This is a genomic window from Qipengyuania thermophila, from assembly GCF_004153605.1.
In the GTDB taxonomy this organism is placed as follows: Bacteria; Pseudomonadota; Alphaproteobacteria; order Sphingomonadales; family Sphingomonadaceae; genus Qipengyuania_B; species Qipengyuania_B thermophila.
In genome coordinates this window covers 58095-73003 of sequence record NZ_SDSI01000005.1, presented here as the reverse complement: position 1 = coordinate 73003, position 14909 = coordinate 58095, and the positions used below count along the sequence as shown (strand labels likewise).

Below are 14909 nucleotides of genomic sequence, written 5' to 3'. Positions count from 1 at the left end.
GAGCGGAGCCGAGGCACCGCTGTCCGTTCCTTCAACCAGCACAAGGTCCCGCCATGTCCCTTGCCCAGAGCCTTCTCAATTCACCCGTCGTCCCGAGCATGGCGCGCGAGCTTGGCATTGACGAGCAGACCGCCCGCAGCGGGGCGGCCGCCTTGTTGCCGGCCATCGTGGCGGGGCTGGGCCGGAGCGCGGCGGGCGGTGCGGGCGCGGCCGCATCTCCGGCCGGACCGGGCGGCCTTGGCGGCCTGTCCGCCATCCTGGGCGGGTTCGGCGGCGGCGGCGGCCTGCTCGACGCCGTGACGGGCGCCCAGCCGACCCCGGTTCAGCAGGGCAACGACATCCTCGGGTCGATCTTCGGCAGCAAGGATGTCAGCCGGTCTGTCACGCAGGAAGCCTCGGCCGTATCCGGGCTCGACCAGACGCTGCTCAAGAAGATGCTCCCGATCCTTGCGATGGCGGCGATCGGAATGCTGATGCAGCAGGGCGGCCGGCAGCAGCCCGGCAGCGGATCCGGCGCTGCCGGGGCCGGGCTGGGCGGCATCCTCGGCGCCGTCGTGAAAGGGCTGGCGCGCTAGCCCGGCGGCGCGGGCGCGGCTGTCGAAAGGGGCGAGGCCTCTCCGCCCGTTTCAGTTCGGGTGGCGTGCGCGGCGATGCGCCGACCGGGCGCGATCGTCCGAAGCCTTCTCATCCTTCTCGGCCTGGGCGACCGACGTCATCAGCGCCCTGAGATCCGGCAAGGCCCCGTCGCCAGCGGCGTTGATCGCGTCGATGATGGCCTGTGCCTGCTTGCTGCTGAGATCGGGGTGCGGGCTGTAGGCGACGGATGCGAGGCTGGCGACCGCCATGTCACGCTTGCCTTCCTCGGCCTGCATGAGGCCGATGTCGAGCCACAGGCTGCGATCGAACGGCGCCAGTTCGCCCGCGCGTTCGAGCGCGTGGCGCGCCCTCTCCGTCAGCGGCGCGCCGCGTTCCGAGAAGCTGCGATGATAGTAGATCAGCGGCAGGGGGTGGTCGTTCTCGAGCCGGTTGAGCTGCGTGAACGGCGCCATCGCGGCGGCGTAGGCCGCGTCCTTGTCGCCCGCGTCCCGCGCCTGCCGGAACAGGGCGTAGCCCTTCTGGACGTAGGCGTTGGCGATGGACGGGTCGAGCGCGATGGCCTTGTCGGCCGCGGCGATGGCGGCGGCATCGTTTCCGGCGTCGAACTCGGCCTCGGCGAGGGCCGCGAACACCTGCGCATCCTGCGGATACCGCTCGGCGATCCTGCGCAGCGAGGCGGCAAGTCCCGGCGCCTCGCGCTTGCTCACCCCGCGCTGCGAGCGCATGATGAGCGGCATGGCGGCCGCGTGGCCCTCGGCCAGCGGGGACACGCGCACCGCCGGGATCGGACCCAGACGTTCCGGGGACAGGTTGACGGACATCATCCGCGGCGCGCGGGCGTAGCGTGTCAGTTCCTTGTCGAGCGCGTCGAGATCGCCGAACGCCGCCTCCGCCGCCTTCACCGATGGCGTTCCGGCCATCAGGTGGCGCGCATAGGCGTCCAGCTGTCCCTGCCGCTCGGGCGCGAACATGAGGTAGTGGTACATCAGCCAGCTCTGCCCGTAGAAGCCGATCATGAGGTTGCGGGGCTTGGTGCCTGACCGGCCGTCATCAATGAGGTGGCGGATGGGGATGTTCGGCGCCTCGAGGATTTCCTGGGCGCGGTGCGCGGCAGGCCGGCCGAGCGAGACGTGTCCGCTGTCGGGGAACAGGGCCGAGGCGTAGAATTCGGCCGCGCCTTCGCTCATCCACCGGGGCATGTCGAAGCGGCTCTGGGCCATGAGGAAGTGGTGCGCGTATTCGTGCAGCAGCACCTTGACGGAAAAGTCCACCCGGTCGCGGCGCAGGGCGATGTTCTGCACATAGGCGCGCGAGCCGCCCGCGCGCGGGATGTAGAAGCCGGCGACGAAGGGGTTGCCGTCGGCCATGCGCTCCATGTGCCGTTCGCTTCCGACAGCGAAGATCACCACCCGGTTCGACGGGCTGACCGGAGCGGCGGGCCGGCCGCTCAGATACTGGAGAGCGGCGTGATATTTCTCCAGCATCTCGGCGAAGGCCTGCACGTCCTGCGGCCGGTCGTTGGCGTAGATGACGAAATGCTGGCTCTGCGCCTCGTGCCAGCGCGCGTGCGCCGGACCCGTGACGAACAGCGCCGCTACGAGCAACAATATCAACCGCATGACGTGTTTCCCCCCCGGCCAACAGGCTGGCACGTCGCGACGGCGCGAGTCAAGCCGCGCCACCCGGAGAAGGGACGCGCCCTCAGCGCCTCCGGGCGCGCGCGATGTAGCGGTCGACATTGCGCGCCATGACGTCGAGGGGCGCGTTGCCGCCGAGCACGATGGCGTCGTTGAAATCGCGCAGGTCGAAGGCGCTGCCCAGCTGCTCCTGGGCGCGGTCGCGCATCGCCACGATCTGCGAGTGGCCCAGCTTGTAGCCGCATGCCTGAGCCGGCCAGGAGCAATAGCGGTCGACCTCGCTCTCGACCTCCTCCCGCTTGGAACCGTTGCGTTCGACGAAGAAGTTGACCGCCTGTGCCCGGCTCCAGCCCTTCGCGTGGAGGCCGGTGTCGACCACCATCCGGCAGGCGCGGAAGGCAAGCGCCTGAAGATAGCCGAGGCGGCCGACCTCGAACGCGTCATAGGCCCCAAGCTCGTCGGCAAGCTGCTCGCCATAGAGCGCCCAGCCTTCGGAGAAGGCGTTGAAGGCGAGGATCGAGCGGATGAGCGGCAGGCGGTTGGAATACTCGCCCTCCCACACGTGGCCGGGGAGGGTTTCATGGAACACGAGATCGGGCAGGTCGTAGCGGCGGTGAAGATCGGTGGTCCGCAGGTTGATCCACATGCGCGCCGGAATGCTGCCATCCTTGCTGCCCGCTCCGCCATACGCGGCGGGCGCCCCCGGTTCCTCGGACAGCGGCAGCCGGCGCACTTCGACGCGCGGATCGACGAGGGTGCGGAAGGCACGCGGCATCTGCGCCCGGATCCAGCCGATCCGGTCCTCGATCACCGCCATGATTTCCGCCCGGCCCGGATCGCCGGCGGGAAACTGGTAGCGCGGATCGCGCGAGAGCGCCTGCATCCGCGCGCCGATCGACCCGGTCGTGTATCCGATCCGGCGCAGGATCGGGTCCATGCGCGCGTGCAGCGCCTCCAGCTCCTCCAGCCCCTGCCGGTGGACGGCCTCCGGGCCGAGCGTCGTGGTGGTGCTCGCCCGCAAGGCCCAGCCATACCATTCCTCGCCATGCGGCCGCGCATACATGCCGGGTGCGTCGCTCGCCTGCCGGCGCTCTTGCCGCAGCTCCTCGAGCTGGCGCAGCAGAGCGGCCAGCACCGGCCCCCGCACCGCCTCCTCCGCCCGGTCGGCATGGGCGAGAGGCAGCGACGCCCGCGTCAGCCGTTCCCGGAACGCGCGCGCCAGGAAGGCGCCCTGGCTGGCCTGCTCCGCCGTGGCGGTCATCTGCGCGATCGCCTTGTCGAGCAGGAACGCCGGAGGGATCACGCCCAGACCGCGGGCATGGCGGATGCGCTCCAGCTCGCCGTCGAGCACCCGCGGCACGGCGAGGATGCGGGCCAGGTAATGCTCGGCATCCTCGGCGCTGGCGAGCGGCTGATCGGCGTCCATGAAGCGCGGCAGGTCAAGATAGCTGCCGACGTTCTGGATCACGGCATAGGGCGCGTTGCGCCATCCCCCGACGGCCACATCGCCATAGGGCAGGGCAAAACCCGCCAGCGCGGTGGCGTAGCCGCTCTCGACGACTTCGAGGTTGGTGATCATGTCCGCCGCCAGCCCGGCGCGGGGCACGGCCTGCACGCGGGCGAGGTCGCGGCGCAACTGCTCGGCATAGGCGGCCTGTCCGCTGAGGCTCGTGTCGCCGAGGCGGCCGCGCAGGTAAGCGTGCTCGCCCGTGTCGACGCCCGCCCCGGTGGCGCGGGCCGGTTCGTGCCGCAGCAGGTTGAAGGCGACGCTGTCGAGCAGGGCGCCCGGATCGGTGGCGGTTGCCAACGCGTGTCCGGGCTGCCCCGTCACGCATCCCGGGAGCGCGAGAGCCGCGGTGGAGGCAAGGCCAAGCAGAGCCTGGCGGCGGGTCAGGGAAGGGCAGGGCACCATGGCGGCAAGGATGGGCGCCGCCACGGCGCGCTGTCAATCGGATGAGGTCGTCTTGCTGCGGGTCAGTCGAGCAGCTGCGCGGGAACCTTGCCGCCATTGGCCGCCAGTTCCTGCATGGTCCGCTTGTGCAGCCACAGATTGTCCTCGGCCGACCCGCTGTAATTGCTGCGGCCAAGCTCCTGCGCCAGCTCCTTGCGGTTCTCGTAGCTCGAATCGATGCCAAGCAGCTTCATCAGGTCGACGATCGAGGTGCGCCAGTTGAGCTTGTCGGCGCCCGGCATCGAGTCCAGCCGCTGCTCCACATCCACCTGGCTGGCGGGGCTGGGCTGCGTCACGGGGGCCTGCGCCCATGCAGTCTGGCCCTGCGCCGCGGCGCCGCCTGCCGCCTGCGGCGCGCTGCCGCTGACACCCGGCTGCGTGCCCGTCGTTCCGGTGCCAGCGGTCGTGCCTGGCTTCGCGCCGCCCTTGCCGGAATCGAAGGTGGCAAAGATGGCGTTCTTGATGGATCCGAAAATGCCCATGATGAAAATCCTCTGGCGGTGATGGACTTGACTGTGCGGGCAACGCTGCCGGAGATGGCGCGGTTCCGGCATGGGCCGGCGATGAGCGTCGAGGCGGAAGGGGCGAGGAATGAATTGGGTCTTGTCGCTGGTGATGCTGGCCGCCCTTGCCCTGCTCGGAGGGGCGTTCGTGCTGTGGCGCCGCACGGGCGCGGTGCGTCAGCCGCTGCTGATGGTGCTGCTGGCGGTGGTTGCGCTCGTCAATGTCGCGATCTGGACGGTTCCGGCGGCCGACGGCACGACACCGCTCGGCCGCCTTGGTGATGAACGGGGCCGCGCGCCGCCTCCCTGATCGCCGCGTCCGCGGATCAGCGGATCGGGCAGGACGGATCGAGCCGGAAGTTGAGGTAGTTGTCGATCGAGCGGCCCAGATCCTCCATCTCGTTCTCGAAGAAGTGGTTGGCGCGCGGGATTTCGTCGTGATGGATGGTGATGTGCTTCTGCTGCCGCAGCTTCTCGACGAGCTTGGTCACGGATGCGGGGGGCACCACCGTGTCCTGCGCCCCGTGGATGAAGATGCCGCTGGCCGGGCACGGCGCCAGGAAGGTGAAATCGTACATCGACGCCGGCGCGGACACCGAGATGAAGCCGCGGATTTCGGGCCGGCGCATGAGGAGCTGCATTCCGATGAGCGCCCCGAAGCTGACCCCGGCAACCCATGTGGTCTGCGATTCCGGGTGGATCGACTGCACCCAGTCGAGGGCCGACGCCGCGTCCGACAGCTCGCCGATGCCGTTGTCGAAGCTGCCCTGGCTGCGGCCCACGCCGCGGAAATTGAACCGCAGGGTGGCAAAGCCGCGGTCGACGAAGGTCTTGTAGAGGTGCTGGGTGATGCGCTCGTTCATGGTTCCGCCCCCGTGGGGGTGCGGGTGCAGGATCATCGCCACCGGCGCACGGGGACGGCGCGGGGGCGAGAAGCGGCCTTCGAGACGGCCTTCGGGACCGGGGAAGATGACGGAGGGCATGCGCTGGCTGTTCCACAGTTGCGGGTGGCGGCTGGCGGCCGCAAGGTGGCGCGCTATATAGGCGCTTGTCGCTTTTTCGCAATTCTCGTGCCGGAGCCGGCGTCTGTCCCGCATCTATCTCGATCACGCCGCCACCACCCCGCTGCGTCCCGAGGCCAGGGCGGCGATGGAGGAGGGCTTCAGCGTCTGGGCCAATCCGTCCAGCCCCCACGCCGAGGGACGGGCCGCGCGGCGCAGTCTTGAGGACGCGCGCGATCGGGTGAAGCGCGCGCTCGGCTGGACGGGCGAGGTCATCTTCACCTCCGGCGCGAGCGAGGCGCTGGACATCGCCCTCAACCGCGCCAGAGCGACACGCCGGGTCGTCTCCGCGGTGGAGCACGAGGCGGTGTTCCGCGCCGCACCCGCTGCCGAGGTGCTGCCGCTGCGGGACGGCGGGCCGGACGAGGCTGCCTTGCAGGCCCTCCTGGCAGGCGGCGGACAGGTCCTCGTCGCCGTGCAGCAGATCAACTCCGAGACCGGGACGATCCTCTCTTCCGCCGACGCAGCCTTTCCCACGGCCACCGTGCGCGCGGCGGGCGGCCGCGTGCTCAGCGACTGCTCGCAAGGGGCGGGCCGGCACGCCCTTCCCGACTGCGACATGGCGGTCGTCTCGGCGCACAAGTTCGGCGGTCCGATCGGGGCGGGCGCGCTGCTCGTCCGCGATTTCGCCATGCTGCACCCCGTCGGCGGGCACGAGCGGGGTTATCGCCAGGGCACCGAGAACCTGCCGGCCATCCTCGGCATGGCGGCGGCGCTCGAGGCCGGCGGACAGGAGACGTGGGCGACCACGGCGCCTGAGCGCGCCGCCTTTGCCGACGCGCTGGCCGCATACGCCGAACTGCTCGGCCCGGGCCGGCAGTGCGATCACATCTTCGCCGTCGCCCATCCCGTGCTCAGCGCCCAGGCGCAGCTGATCCGGCTCGACGCGCTCGGCGTCGCCGTGTCGGCCGGCAGCGCCTGCTCCTCGGGCACACTCAAGCGCAGCCGGGCGCTCGCCGGCTTCGGGATCGCGGAGGACGTGGCCGCCCGCACCATCCGCGTCAGCATCGGGTGGAACACCACCGCGGACGAACTCGGCCGCTTCGTGGAGCTGTGGCGTGGCCTCTAGCCGACCCGCGGGCCGGCGGCCGGCGATCTACCTCGATCACCAGGCGACGACGCCGCTGGCGCCCGAAGCGCGCGAGGCCATGCTGCGCTGGATGGGCGGGCCGGGCGAGGCAAGCTTCGGCAATCCGCACAGCCCGCACCGCATGGGGCGGATGGCCGCCGCCGCCGTGGAGGTGGCGCGCGAGCAGGTGGCCGCGCTGTTCCCGCCGGGCGGGAGGGTCATCTTCACCGCCGGTGCGACCGAAGCGGTCAACCTGGCCATCCGCGGCCTCGCCGCCGCCCAGGAGCGTCCGGCGATCATGGCGGGCGCAACCGAGCATGCCTGCGTGCTCGACACCGCCCGGTCCGCGGGTGACACGGAGATCTGGCCCGTCGATAGCGAGGGGCTGCTCGACCCCGAGCACCCGTTTGCGCGCCCGCCGGCGCTGCTGGCCGTGATGCAGGTCAACAACGAGATCGGCGTGGTGCAGGACATGGCCGCCGTCCTTGCGCGTGCCCGCCGCGACGGGGCGCTGCTGCTCGTGGACGCGGTGCAGGGCGCGGGCAAGCTGCCCCCCGCAGATGCCGACATGATCGCCATCTCCGCGCACAAGCTCTATGGTCCGAAAGGCATCGGCGCGCTCTGGGTGCGGGACGGCGTTGCCTTGGTTTCGACCAGCACCGGCGGCGCGCAGGAGGGGCTTCGCTCCGGGACGCTCAGCCCCATGCTGTGCGCCGGCTTCGGCGCTGCGGCGGCGCTCGCGCACGCCCGGATGGCTGAGGACGAGGCGCATCTTCGCACCCTGTTCGCCCGCGCCCTGACCCTGTTCGCCGGCTGGCACTGGAACGGCAGCCTGGCGCGCCGGTGGCCCGGCAACCTCAACCTCCGGCGCGAGGGACTCGATGTCGCGCGGCTGATGAGCGACTGCCGCACGCTCATGTTTTCCGCCGGGTCCGCCTGCGCCAGCGGGTCCGGCCGCCCCAGCCACGTGCTCCGCGCCATCGGGCTCGACGATACGGAGGCGCGCAGCTCCATCCGCCTCGGGCTCGGCCGCTACACGACCATGGAGGAGCTGGAGGAGGCGGCCGCGATCCTCAACGCCGCTGCGGCGGAGCAGGGCGTCTGATGGCGCGGCTCCGCTTCACCACGGCCGCAGGAGAGCATCTCGTGATCGAGGCGAACGGCGGCGACACGCTGCTGCGCGCGGCACAGGCGGCGGGTCTGCCGCTGGAAGGGACTTGCGAGGGGCAGATGGCCTGCGCCACCTGTCATGTCATCGTCGCCGCGCACTGGTTCGACCGCCTGCCTCCCGCGAGTGCGGACGAGGAGGACATGCTCGATCTCGCGCCGCATGCCTGCCGCACGAGCAGGCTGTCGTGCCAGATCGTCGTGACCGACGACCTCGACGGGCTGGAGGTCGCCCTGCCGCCGGGCACCTGACGGCGCGCGGCGCGTGGCCGGACCCTGCCCGCCCGAGGGCGCTCAGGCCGGCTGGCTCACCCGGCTGTCCTACAGCATGGCGATGAGCGCCCGGCTGAAGGCGGGGATGTCGCCGGGATTGCGGCTGGTGATGAGGTTGCCGTCGGTGGCGACCTCCTGATCCACGACATTGGCGCCCGCATTCGCAAGATCGGTGCGGATCGAGGGATAGCCGGTCACGGTCCTGCCGCGCACCAGCCCCGCCTCGATCAGCAGCCACGGCGCGTGGCAGATCGCCGCCACGGGCTTTCCCGCCTCCGCAAACGCCCTGACGAGATCGACGGCCCGCTTCTCGGCGCGCAGCGTGTCGGGATTGATCTGGCCACCGGGAAGCAGCAGGGCGGCATAATCGTCGGCATCGACATCAGCGAGGGTGCGGTCCACGGGAACACGCTCGCCCCAGTCATCCTCGTCCCAGCCCTTGATCTCCCCCGCCTCGAGGCTGACCACTTCGGTGCGGAACCCGGCGTCCTCCAGCGCCTGCTTGGGCTTCAGCAGCTCGGACTGCTCGAAACCGTCGGTGGCCAGGATCATCACGGTCTTGCTCATGGGTCTCTCCGGTGTTCGCGCGGGCGCGCCTCTATGGACCTACAAACGGCCCGGGGCGAGGCCTCGTTCCGCATTTGTCGCCGGGCCGCCCCGGTGATAAGCCCGGCGCCATGCCGACCCGTGAGCTGCCCCCCGCCGGCGCACCCGCTGCCGACGCCATCATCGATGCGCCGTTCGATTCCGCCCTGTCCGAGCGCTATCTGGTCTATGCGCTGTCCACCATCACCGCGCGCAGCCTGCCCGACCTTCGCGACGGGCTGAAGCCGGTTCACCGGCGGCTCCTGTGGGCAATGCGCCAGCTTCGGCTCAGCCCGGCCGATCCGTTCAAGAAGTCGGCGCGGGTGGTCGGGGATGTCATCGGCAAGTATCATCCGCACGGCGACGCGTCGGTCTATGACGCCATGGTGCGCCTCGCCCAAGATTTCGCCCTGCGCTATCCGCTGGTCGAGGGGCAGGGGAATTTCGGCAACATCGACGGCGACAATGCCGCCGCCTACCGCTACACCGAGGCGCGGCTGACGCGCACGGCGCTGCGCCTGATGGACGGGCTCGACGACGGCACCGTCGACTTCATTCCGACCTACAACGGCGAGGAGCAGGAGCCGGACATCTTCCCCGGCCTGTTCCCGAACCTGCTCGCCAACGGGGCAAGCGGCATCGCGGTCGGGATGGCCACCAACATTCCCAGCCACAACGTCGCCGAGATCATCGACGCGACGCTGTTGGTGATCGACGATCCCGAGGTGGCGCACGCCCGGCTGATGGAGGTGTTCAAGGGGCCGGACTTCGCCACGGGCGGACTGGTCGTCGACAGCCCGGCGGTGGTGTCGCAGGCCTATGAGACCGGCCGCGGCTCGTTCCGGCTGCGCGGCCGGTTCCACTCGGAGGAAGGCGTGCAGGCGGCGGAGGCGCTGCGCGGCGAGCGGCAGCGCGAGGAGGCGCTGGCGCGGGCGCGCAGCGGGCTGGAGGATCTGGGTGGCGGCCAGTGGCAGCTGGTCATCAGCGAGATTCCCTACCAGGTGCCCAAGAGCAAGCTGATCGAGCAGATCGCGGCCGCCATCGCCGACCGCAAGCTGCCGATCCTCGAGGACGTGAGGGACGAAAGCGACGAGCGCATCCGCATCGTCCTCGTTCCGCGCAGCCGGAACGTCGACCCGGAACTGCTCAAGGAATCGCTGTACCGGCTGACCGACATGGAGGTGCGGTTCGGCCTCAACCTCAACGTCCTCGACGCCCGGCGCACGCCCATGGTGCTGGGCCTCAAGGAGCTGCTCGAACGCTGGGTGCTCAGCCAGATCGACGTGCTCCAGCGGCGCAGCCGCCACCGGCTCGAGCAAATCGACCGGCGGCTGGAACTGGTGCGCGGCTACATCGTCGCCTTCCTGAACCTCGACCGGGTGATCGCCATCATCCGGTCCGAGGACGAGCCCAAGCCGCCGCTGACGGCCGAGTTCGCGCTGACGGACCGGCAGGCCGAGGCGATCCTCAACATGCGCCTGCGCAGCCTGCGCCGGCTGGAGGAGATGGAGCTGCGCCGCGAGCAGGACGCGCTCGAGCGCGAGCGTGACGAGATTCAGGCGCTGCTCGCCGACCCGCGCAAGCAGAAGGCGCGGCTCAAGCGCGACCTGCGCCAGCTGCGCAAGGAGTATGGCGAGGACACCCCGCTCGGCCGCCGGCGCACCACCATCGCCGAGGCACGGCCGACCGCCGTGTACAGCGCCGAGGCCATGATCGAGCGCGAGCCGATCACGATCATCCTGTCGCAGCGCGGCTGGATCCGGGCGGCGCGCGGGCATCTGGACCTCGGCGCCGCCGGCGCCGGGGCGTTCAAGTACAAGGAGGGTGACGGCCCGGCCTTCGCGCTCCATGGCCAGACCACCGACAAGCTGGTGCTCGCCACCAGCGGCGGTCGCTTCTTCACCCTGCGCTGCGACCGCCTGCCGGGTGCGAGGGGGTTCGGCGAGCCGGTGCGGGCGATGGTCGACCTTGAACCCGAAGCGCAGATCGTGGCCGCGCTGATCCACAAGCCGGACGCCGAACTGCTGGTCGCCTCATCAGCGGGGCGGGGCTTCGCGGTGCGGATGGCCGACCTCCTCGCCGAGACGCGCAAGGGGCGGCAGGTGGTCAACGTCAAGGATGGCCGGCTGGCGGTCGTGCGGATCATGGACCCTGCCCACGATCACATCGCAGTCGCGGGCGAGAACCGCAAGCTGGTGGTGTTCCACCGGGGCGAGCTGCCGCTGATGGAGCGGGGTCAGGGCGTGCAGCTGCAACGCTACCGCGACGGCGGGCTTGCCGACGCGACCTCGTTCCGCATGGACGACGGATTGTCATGGACCATGGGCGGCAAGGGCGAGCGCACCCGCACCGAGACGGAGATGTGGCAGTGGAAGGTTGCGCGCGGAGGGACGGGCCGCATGCCGCCCAACGGCTTTCCGCGCGACAACCGGTTCGGCTGAACCGCCGAACGGCGCGCGCGGCGCCCCCCGGCGTTCAGCGCGACGGGCACACCCGCAGGGGCGCCTGGCGGTTCGTGTTCGCGCCGGCTTCGAGGAACAGCGCGAACACGTTGGCAAGGTTCTCGGGCGGCAACGGCGCAAGGTGCGTCAGCAGCTGGTCGGTCAGGCGGCAGCTATCGGCATCGAGGCTGTTGGCGACGCCGCCGGCGAGCGCCTGACGACCCAAGTCGAGGATCGCCGGGTTGTCGGGCAGGGCGCTGCCGCTCTGCCGCTCCAGCGCCGCCCTCGCCGCCGGCCAGCTGCTGCGCGACAGCGGGGTCATGCGCTCGGCCAGAGATCCCGCATTGTCGCGCAGGAACGAGCTCTCCCCGAGCAGCGGTCCGCAGCGGCTCTGCACGCTGCGCAGCAGATCCGGCATCAGGTGAGCCACGACGGCCTGGCTCTCGGCCCGCGTGACGCAGCGCTGCTGCTGGGCGGCGGCCGCAGCCGGCATGGCGAGGGTGGCAAGCGCGGCGGCGGCCGCGCCGAAGAACGTGAACGGGGACATCGGAGTGCTCCTGTCGGGGAAGGGCGAGGCGCGCCGCGAACGCGCCGGGAAAGGCTTCAGTAGGCGGTGACCGCTCCGCTGCTGGTCGCGCCCCGTTCCAGCTCGGCCAGGCCGATGCGGGTGCGCAGGCCGGCGGCATGGGGAAGGAGGAGCGCGCGCGGCAGGATGAGGCGGCTGCGGCTGTCGGGCCGCAGGACCACCACGCGGTCGCCGGCAACACTCTCCACCGTGCCGAGCGCCTGTCCGTCGGCGGACACGATCGCCGTCCCCGCCACGAGCGCCGCGTCGCGGCGCGCCACGGCCGCCGCGCGCTGCTGGTCGACGAGCAGTCCGAGCTGTTCGCGCGTCACCGGCAGCGTCGGCCCCATGGACCCGGCGCCGAAGGCGGTCGCCGGCAGCGGCGCCTCGTGCGTGCCGGTGTTCACCGTGACGATGCCCTGGGACACGCCGGTGACGGTTCCGACGAGCGTGTTCTGCGGCCCGTAGACCGTTGCGCCGGCAAACAGCTGCGGATTGGCCGGCACGGCGGCCGGCGCGGCCGGTTCAGGCTGAACGGCCGGCTGGGCGGAAGCGGCGCCGGTTGCGGACGCGATCAGCAGGGAAGCGGAAGTCAACAAGGTCATGCAATGGCTCCAGTGGCGATGAACCGCACGCACCCGTGATGCGGAATGGCGTGCGCTCTTCACACCCTGTGGCCGATGAAGGGAAGCTGAAGCAAGCTCAGCGTTCGGCCACCACCGCATCGAGAAGCTGCTGCGCCTCTGTCTCCGGCGGGAAGCCCGCGCCGATCCACCGCTGCTCGACCTCGCGCAGCAGCCGGGCCACCTCGGGACCGGGCGGCACGCCGCGTTCGATCAGCACCCGCCCGGTGAACGGGAAATGCGGCACCGCCCAGTCGCGGAGCGGCCCGACATCGGCACCCGCAAGGAGCAGGCGGTCGCGCGCGCACTCCGCTCCCTCGGCATAGGCGAGCGCCCGCGGCGCCTCGGCATCCGCGGGTCTCCGTGCCGCGGCGCAGATCAGCCGGCTGCGCTGGGCCTTGGACAGCCGCAGCCGCGCCGCCACCTGCTCCGCGCAGGCGGGAACGGGCGGGAGGAGAGCGGCCAGCCGGCGCAGGGGGTGCGGGGCCACGCCGGCGGTGCGTTCGCGCGCGGGAAGCTCTGCGAGCAGGGCGCGCTGCGCCGCCGTGGCCTCGGGCAGGACCACCGCCAGCACGCCGGTCTGATGCATCAGCGCGACCGTGGGCGCCGGGTCGGGCAGCGCCAGCAGGGCAAGCAGCTCGGCACCGATCCTCTCGCGGCTCAGACCCTTCAGCGTGCCGGCAAGCGTCGCGCAGGCGGCCAGCGCCTCGGCGTCCGGTTCCGCCCCGAAGCGTGCCTGGAACCGGAAGTAGCGCAAGATGCGCAGGTGATCCTCGGCGATGCGGGAGGCGGCATCGCCGATGAACCGCACCCGGCGCTGGTCCAGATCCGCCAGCCCGCCGAAATAGTCGTCGATGGCGAGGCTCTGCGGATCGACATACAGCGCGTTGATGGTGAAGTCGCGCCGGGCCGCGTCTTCGCGCCAGTCGGTGCTGAAGGCGACGCTGGCGCGGCGGCCATCGGTGCTGACGTCGCGGCGCAGCGTGGTGACCTCGACCGGACCATCGGGCAGCACCACCGTGACGGTGCCGTGCTCCACCCCCGTCGGCACGACCCGCAGACCGGCCTCGCGGCACCGGGCCATCACCTCGTCGGGAGGGTGGATCGTGGCGCAGTCGATGTCGCTCACCGGCTGCCCGAGCAGCGTGTCGCGCACGGCGCCGCCGACATAGCGCACCCGTTCCGGCTCCAGCGCCGCCACCAGCCGCGCCAGGGACGGCCGCCGGGTCCATGATGCGGGCGGGAGTTCAGGCACTGATCCTTCCCTCCACGCCCAGACGCCGCGCGAGATTGGCGAGGATCGCAGCGGTCACGCCCCAGATCCGGTGCCCGCCCCAGACGATTTCAAGGTAGGACCGCGGCTGCCCGTTCCAGACACCGCTGCGGGGGTAATGGTTGGAAGGGTCGAGCAGGTGGTCGAGAGGCGCCTCGAACCAGCGCTCGACCTCGGCGGGATTGGGGACGAGCGGCAGGTCGGCAGGCACCACGCCCAGTACCGGCGTCACGAGATAACCGGTGCCGGTGTGGAAGGCATCGGCGGTGCCGACCACCCTCACCGCACCCAGGGCGATGCCGAGCTCCTCCTCCGCCTCGCGCAGCGCGGCGGCTTCGACCGTTTCGCCGGGATCGAGACGCCCGCCGGGAAAGCCCACCTGCCCCGCATGGCTGCGCATGGACATCGGCCTGTGGATCAGCAGGACGCCGGGTGAAGGCCGCTCGGTGACGGCGACCAGCACCGCCGCGGGCTTGACCGGACCGCCCGCATGGTGGCGGCGATCGTCGAGCAGGCCGGTCAGCGGACGCCTCCAACCCTGCGCCAGGCGTGCGCTGAGAAGGGCGTGGACATCGGTCATGCCGGGCGCAGCGCGAAGGCCGCACCCTTGCTCGTCACCGTCCAGTCGTCGCCTTCCTCGAGCGCGATCTGCGCCAGCTGGTCGAAGGTCGAGCGGTTCAGGCGGGCAAGGCAGCCGCGCCGCACATGCACATACCAGCGCGGATGGTCGGCGTCCCCTTCGGCCAGCAGCGCGTGGTCCGGGCCGGCGACGACAAGATCGTCGGTGTTGAGCCGGAACGCGAGATCACCTTCGCGCCGGACCACGTCGACGGCGACGAAGGGGGCATCCTCGACCGCGATGGAGAGCTTCTCGAACGGGGTCACCAGCCAGTGCTGCCCCTCGTCATCGCGGCTGAGCAGTCCCGAAAAGGCCCGGACCATCGCCGGGCGGGTGATCGGCGCGCCATCGTGGAACCACTGTCCGTCGGCAGCGATGCGCATCCGGCTGTCGCCGCGTGCCTGCGGCGCCCAGCCTTCCACGGCGGGAAGGCGGCGCTGCGCCACGAGGTCGGCGATGTCGCTGAGCGACAGGGAGGCGAGTTCGGGGGGTGGCTGGTATGGCATGGCGTTTCGCTGTCGTCTTCTTGGCGTCGGCGTGCGGCG

The 14909-nt window shown here is 71.1% G+C and carries 16 protein-coding genes; 6 read left to right on the top strand and 10 right to left on the bottom strand.

Features of this window, described 5'->3' with window-relative positions; genetic code table 11:
* Positions 1–53 precede the first annotated feature (53 nt).
* Complete coding sequence (locus ETO60_RS09855) at positions 54–575, top strand: DUF937 domain-containing protein (protein WP_130005221.1); 522 nt, start codon at positions 54–56, stop codon at positions 573–575.
* A gap of 51 nt (positions 576–626) precedes the next feature.
* Here the strand turns inward: ETO60_RS09855 and ETO60_RS09850 are convergent, their stop codons facing one another.
* The 3 genes from ETO60_RS09850 to ETO60_RS09840 all read right to left on the bottom strand — a co-directional run bounded on the left by ETO60_RS09850 (position 627) and on the right by ETO60_RS09840 (position 4667).
* Entirely contained in the window at positions 627–2216 is a 1590-nt protein-coding gene (locus tag ETO60_RS09850; RefSeq protein WP_199798875.1) for a hypothetical protein, read from the bottom strand.
* Between the two features lie 82 nt (positions 2217–2298).
* Positions 2299–4146 (bottom strand): DUF885 domain-containing protein, encoded by a 1848-nt coding sequence (locus ETO60_RS09845; RefSeq protein WP_130005296.1) that lies wholly within the window; start codon positions 4144–4146, stop codon positions 2299–2301.
* Positions 4147–4208: 62 nt separating this feature from the next.
* The gene (locus tag ETO60_RS09840) at positions 4209–4667 is read right to left on the bottom strand and encodes a DUF3597 domain-containing protein (RefSeq protein ID WP_130005219.1); all 459 of its coding nucleotides are present in this window, start codon (positions 4665–4667) and stop codon (positions 4209–4211) included.
* Positions 4668–4776: 109 nt separating this feature from the next.
* Here ETO60_RS09840 and ETO60_RS09835 point away from each other — a divergent pair, with 109 nt between their 5' ends.
* A complete protein-coding gene (locus ETO60_RS09835; protein ID WP_130005217.1) occupies positions 4777–4998 on the top strand; it encodes a hypothetical protein in 222 nt (73 codons plus the stop codon).
* A gap of 16 nt (positions 4999–5014) precedes the next feature.
* On the opposite strand, the gene ETO60_RS09830 is transcribed toward ETO60_RS09835, so the two are convergent.
* Positions 5015–5671: an alpha/beta hydrolase gene (locus ETO60_RS09830; RefSeq protein ID WP_130005215.1), complete on the bottom strand. Its 657-nt coding sequence runs from the start codon at positions 5669–5671 to the stop codon at positions 5015–5017.
* Positions 5672–5837: 166 nt separating this feature from the next.
* Between ETO60_RS09830 and ETO60_RS09825 the strand changes: the two genes are divergently transcribed.
* The 3 genes from ETO60_RS09825 to ETO60_RS09815 are packed head-to-tail and all read left to right on the top strand — an operon-like array spanning position 5838 to position 8237.
* Entirely contained in the window at positions 5838–6818 is a 981-nt protein-coding gene (locus ETO60_RS09825; RefSeq protein ID WP_234026434.1) for a cysteine desulfurase family protein, read from the top strand.
* Positions 6808–7923, top strand: a complete 1116-nt coding sequence (locus ETO60_RS09820) for a cysteine desulfurase family protein (protein WP_255416997.1) — start codon at positions 6808–6810, stop codon at positions 7921–7923. Before ETO60_RS09825 ends, ETO60_RS09820 begins: the two co-directional genes overlap by 11 nt.
* On the top strand, positions 7923–8237 hold the full coding sequence (locus ETO60_RS09815) for a 2Fe-2S iron-sulfur cluster-binding protein (protein WP_130005211.1): 315 nt from the start codon (positions 7923–7925) through the stop codon (positions 8235–8237). Before ETO60_RS09820 ends, ETO60_RS09815 begins: the two co-directional genes overlap by 1 nt.
* A 69-nt stretch (positions 8238–8306) precedes the next feature.
* Here ETO60_RS09815 and ETO60_RS09810 read toward each other — a convergent pair whose 3' ends face one another.
* Positions 8307–8825 (bottom strand): type 1 glutamine amidotransferase domain-containing protein, encoded by a 519-nt coding sequence (locus tag ETO60_RS09810; protein WP_130005209.1) that lies wholly within the window; start codon positions 8823–8825, stop codon positions 8307–8309.
* Positions 8826–8935: 110 nt separating this feature from the next.
* Here ETO60_RS09810 and parC point away from each other — a divergent pair, with 110 nt between their 5' ends.
* Positions 8936–11284, top strand: coding sequence for a DNA topoisomerase IV subunit A (gene parC, locus ETO60_RS09805; protein ID WP_130005207.1), 2349 nt, complete (start codon positions 8936–8938; stop codon positions 11282–11284).
* 34 nt (positions 11285–11318) lie between these two features.
* On the opposite strand, the gene ETO60_RS09800 is transcribed toward parC, so the two are convergent.
* The 5 genes from ETO60_RS09800 to ETO60_RS09780 all read right to left on the bottom strand — a co-directional run bounded on the left by ETO60_RS09800 (position 11319) and on the right by ETO60_RS09780 (position 14870).
* Positions 11319–11831 (bottom strand): hypothetical protein, encoded by a 513-nt coding sequence (locus ETO60_RS09800; protein WP_130005205.1) that lies wholly within the window; start codon positions 11829–11831, stop codon positions 11319–11321.
* Between the two features lie 56 nt (positions 11832–11887).
* The gene (locus ETO60_RS09795; RefSeq protein WP_130005203.1) at positions 11888–12454 is read right to left on the bottom strand and encodes a hypothetical protein; all 567 of its coding nucleotides are present in this window, start codon (positions 12452–12454) and stop codon (positions 11888–11890) included.
* A gap of 97 nt (positions 12455–12551) precedes the next feature.
* Positions 12552–13727, bottom strand: a complete 1176-nt coding sequence (locus tag ETO60_RS09790; RefSeq protein WP_130005201.1) for a CCA tRNA nucleotidyltransferase — start codon at positions 13725–13727, stop codon at positions 12552–12554.
* Positions 13720–14325, bottom strand: coding sequence for a CoA pyrophosphatase (locus ETO60_RS09785; protein ID WP_130005199.1), 606 nt, complete (start codon positions 14323–14325; stop codon positions 13720–13722). Before ETO60_RS09785 ends, ETO60_RS09790 begins: the two co-directional genes overlap by 8 nt.
* Positions 14322–14870, bottom strand: coding sequence for a DUF1285 domain-containing protein (locus ETO60_RS09780; RefSeq protein WP_130005197.1), 549 nt, complete (start codon positions 14868–14870; stop codon positions 14322–14324). The genes ETO60_RS09785 and ETO60_RS09780 overlap by 4 nt, the downstream gene beginning before the upstream one ends.
* Positions 14871–14909: the final 39 nt, after the last annotated feature.

Excerpts from the sequence above, each read along its gene's own strand:
- ETO60_RS09855 (WP_130005221.1), top strand. The coding sequence starts at position 54 with ATGTCCCTTGCCCAGAGCCTTCTCAATTCACCCGTCGTCCCGAGCATG.
- ETO60_RS09850 (WP_199798875.1), bottom strand. The coding sequence starts at position 2,216 with ATGCGGTTGATATTGTTGCTCGTAGCGGCGCTGTTCGTCACGGGTCCG.
- ETO60_RS09845 (WP_130005296.1), bottom strand. The coding sequence starts at position 4,146 with ATGGTGCCCTGCCCTTCCCTGACCCGCCGCCAGGCTCTGCTTGGCCTT.
- ETO60_RS09840 (WP_130005219.1), bottom strand. The coding sequence starts at position 4,667 with ATGGGCATTTTCGGATCCATCAAGAACGCCATCTTTGCCACCTTCGAT.
- ETO60_RS09835 (WP_130005217.1), top strand. The coding sequence starts at position 4,777 with ATGAATTGGGTCTTGTCGCTGGTGATGCTGGCCGCCCTTGCCCTGCTC.
- ETO60_RS09830 (WP_130005215.1), bottom strand. The coding sequence starts at position 5,671 with ATGCCCTCCGTCATCTTCCCCGGTCCCGAAGGCCGTCTCGAAGGCCGC.
- ETO60_RS09825 (WP_234026434.1), top strand. The coding sequence starts at position 5,838 with ATGGAGGAGGGCTTCAGCGTCTGGGCCAATCCGTCCAGCCCCCACGCC.
- ETO60_RS09815 (WP_130005211.1), top strand. The coding sequence starts at position 7,923 with ATGGCGCGGCTCCGCTTCACCACGGCCGCAGGAGAGCATCTCGTGATC.
- ETO60_RS09810 (WP_130005209.1), bottom strand. The coding sequence starts at position 8,825 with ATGAGCAAGACCGTGATGATCCTGGCCACCGACGGTTTCGAGCAGTCC.
- parC (WP_130005207.1), top strand. The coding sequence starts at position 8,936 with ATGCCGACCCGTGAGCTGCCCCCCGCCGGCGCACCCGCTGCCGACGCC.
- ETO60_RS09800 (WP_130005205.1), bottom strand. The coding sequence starts at position 11,831 with ATGTCCCCGTTCACGTTCTTCGGCGCGGCCGCCGCCGCGCTTGCCACC.
- ETO60_RS09795 (WP_130005203.1), bottom strand. The coding sequence starts at position 12,454 with ATGACCTTGTTGACTTCCGCTTCCCTGCTGATCGCGTCCGCAACCGGC.
- ETO60_RS09785 (WP_130005199.1), bottom strand. The coding sequence starts at position 14,325 with ATGACCGATGTCCACGCCCTTCTCAGCGCACGCCTGGCGCAGGGTTGG.
- ETO60_RS09780 (WP_130005197.1), bottom strand. The coding sequence starts at position 14,870 with ATGCCATACCAGCCACCCCCCGAACTCGCCTCCCTGTCGCTCAGCGAC.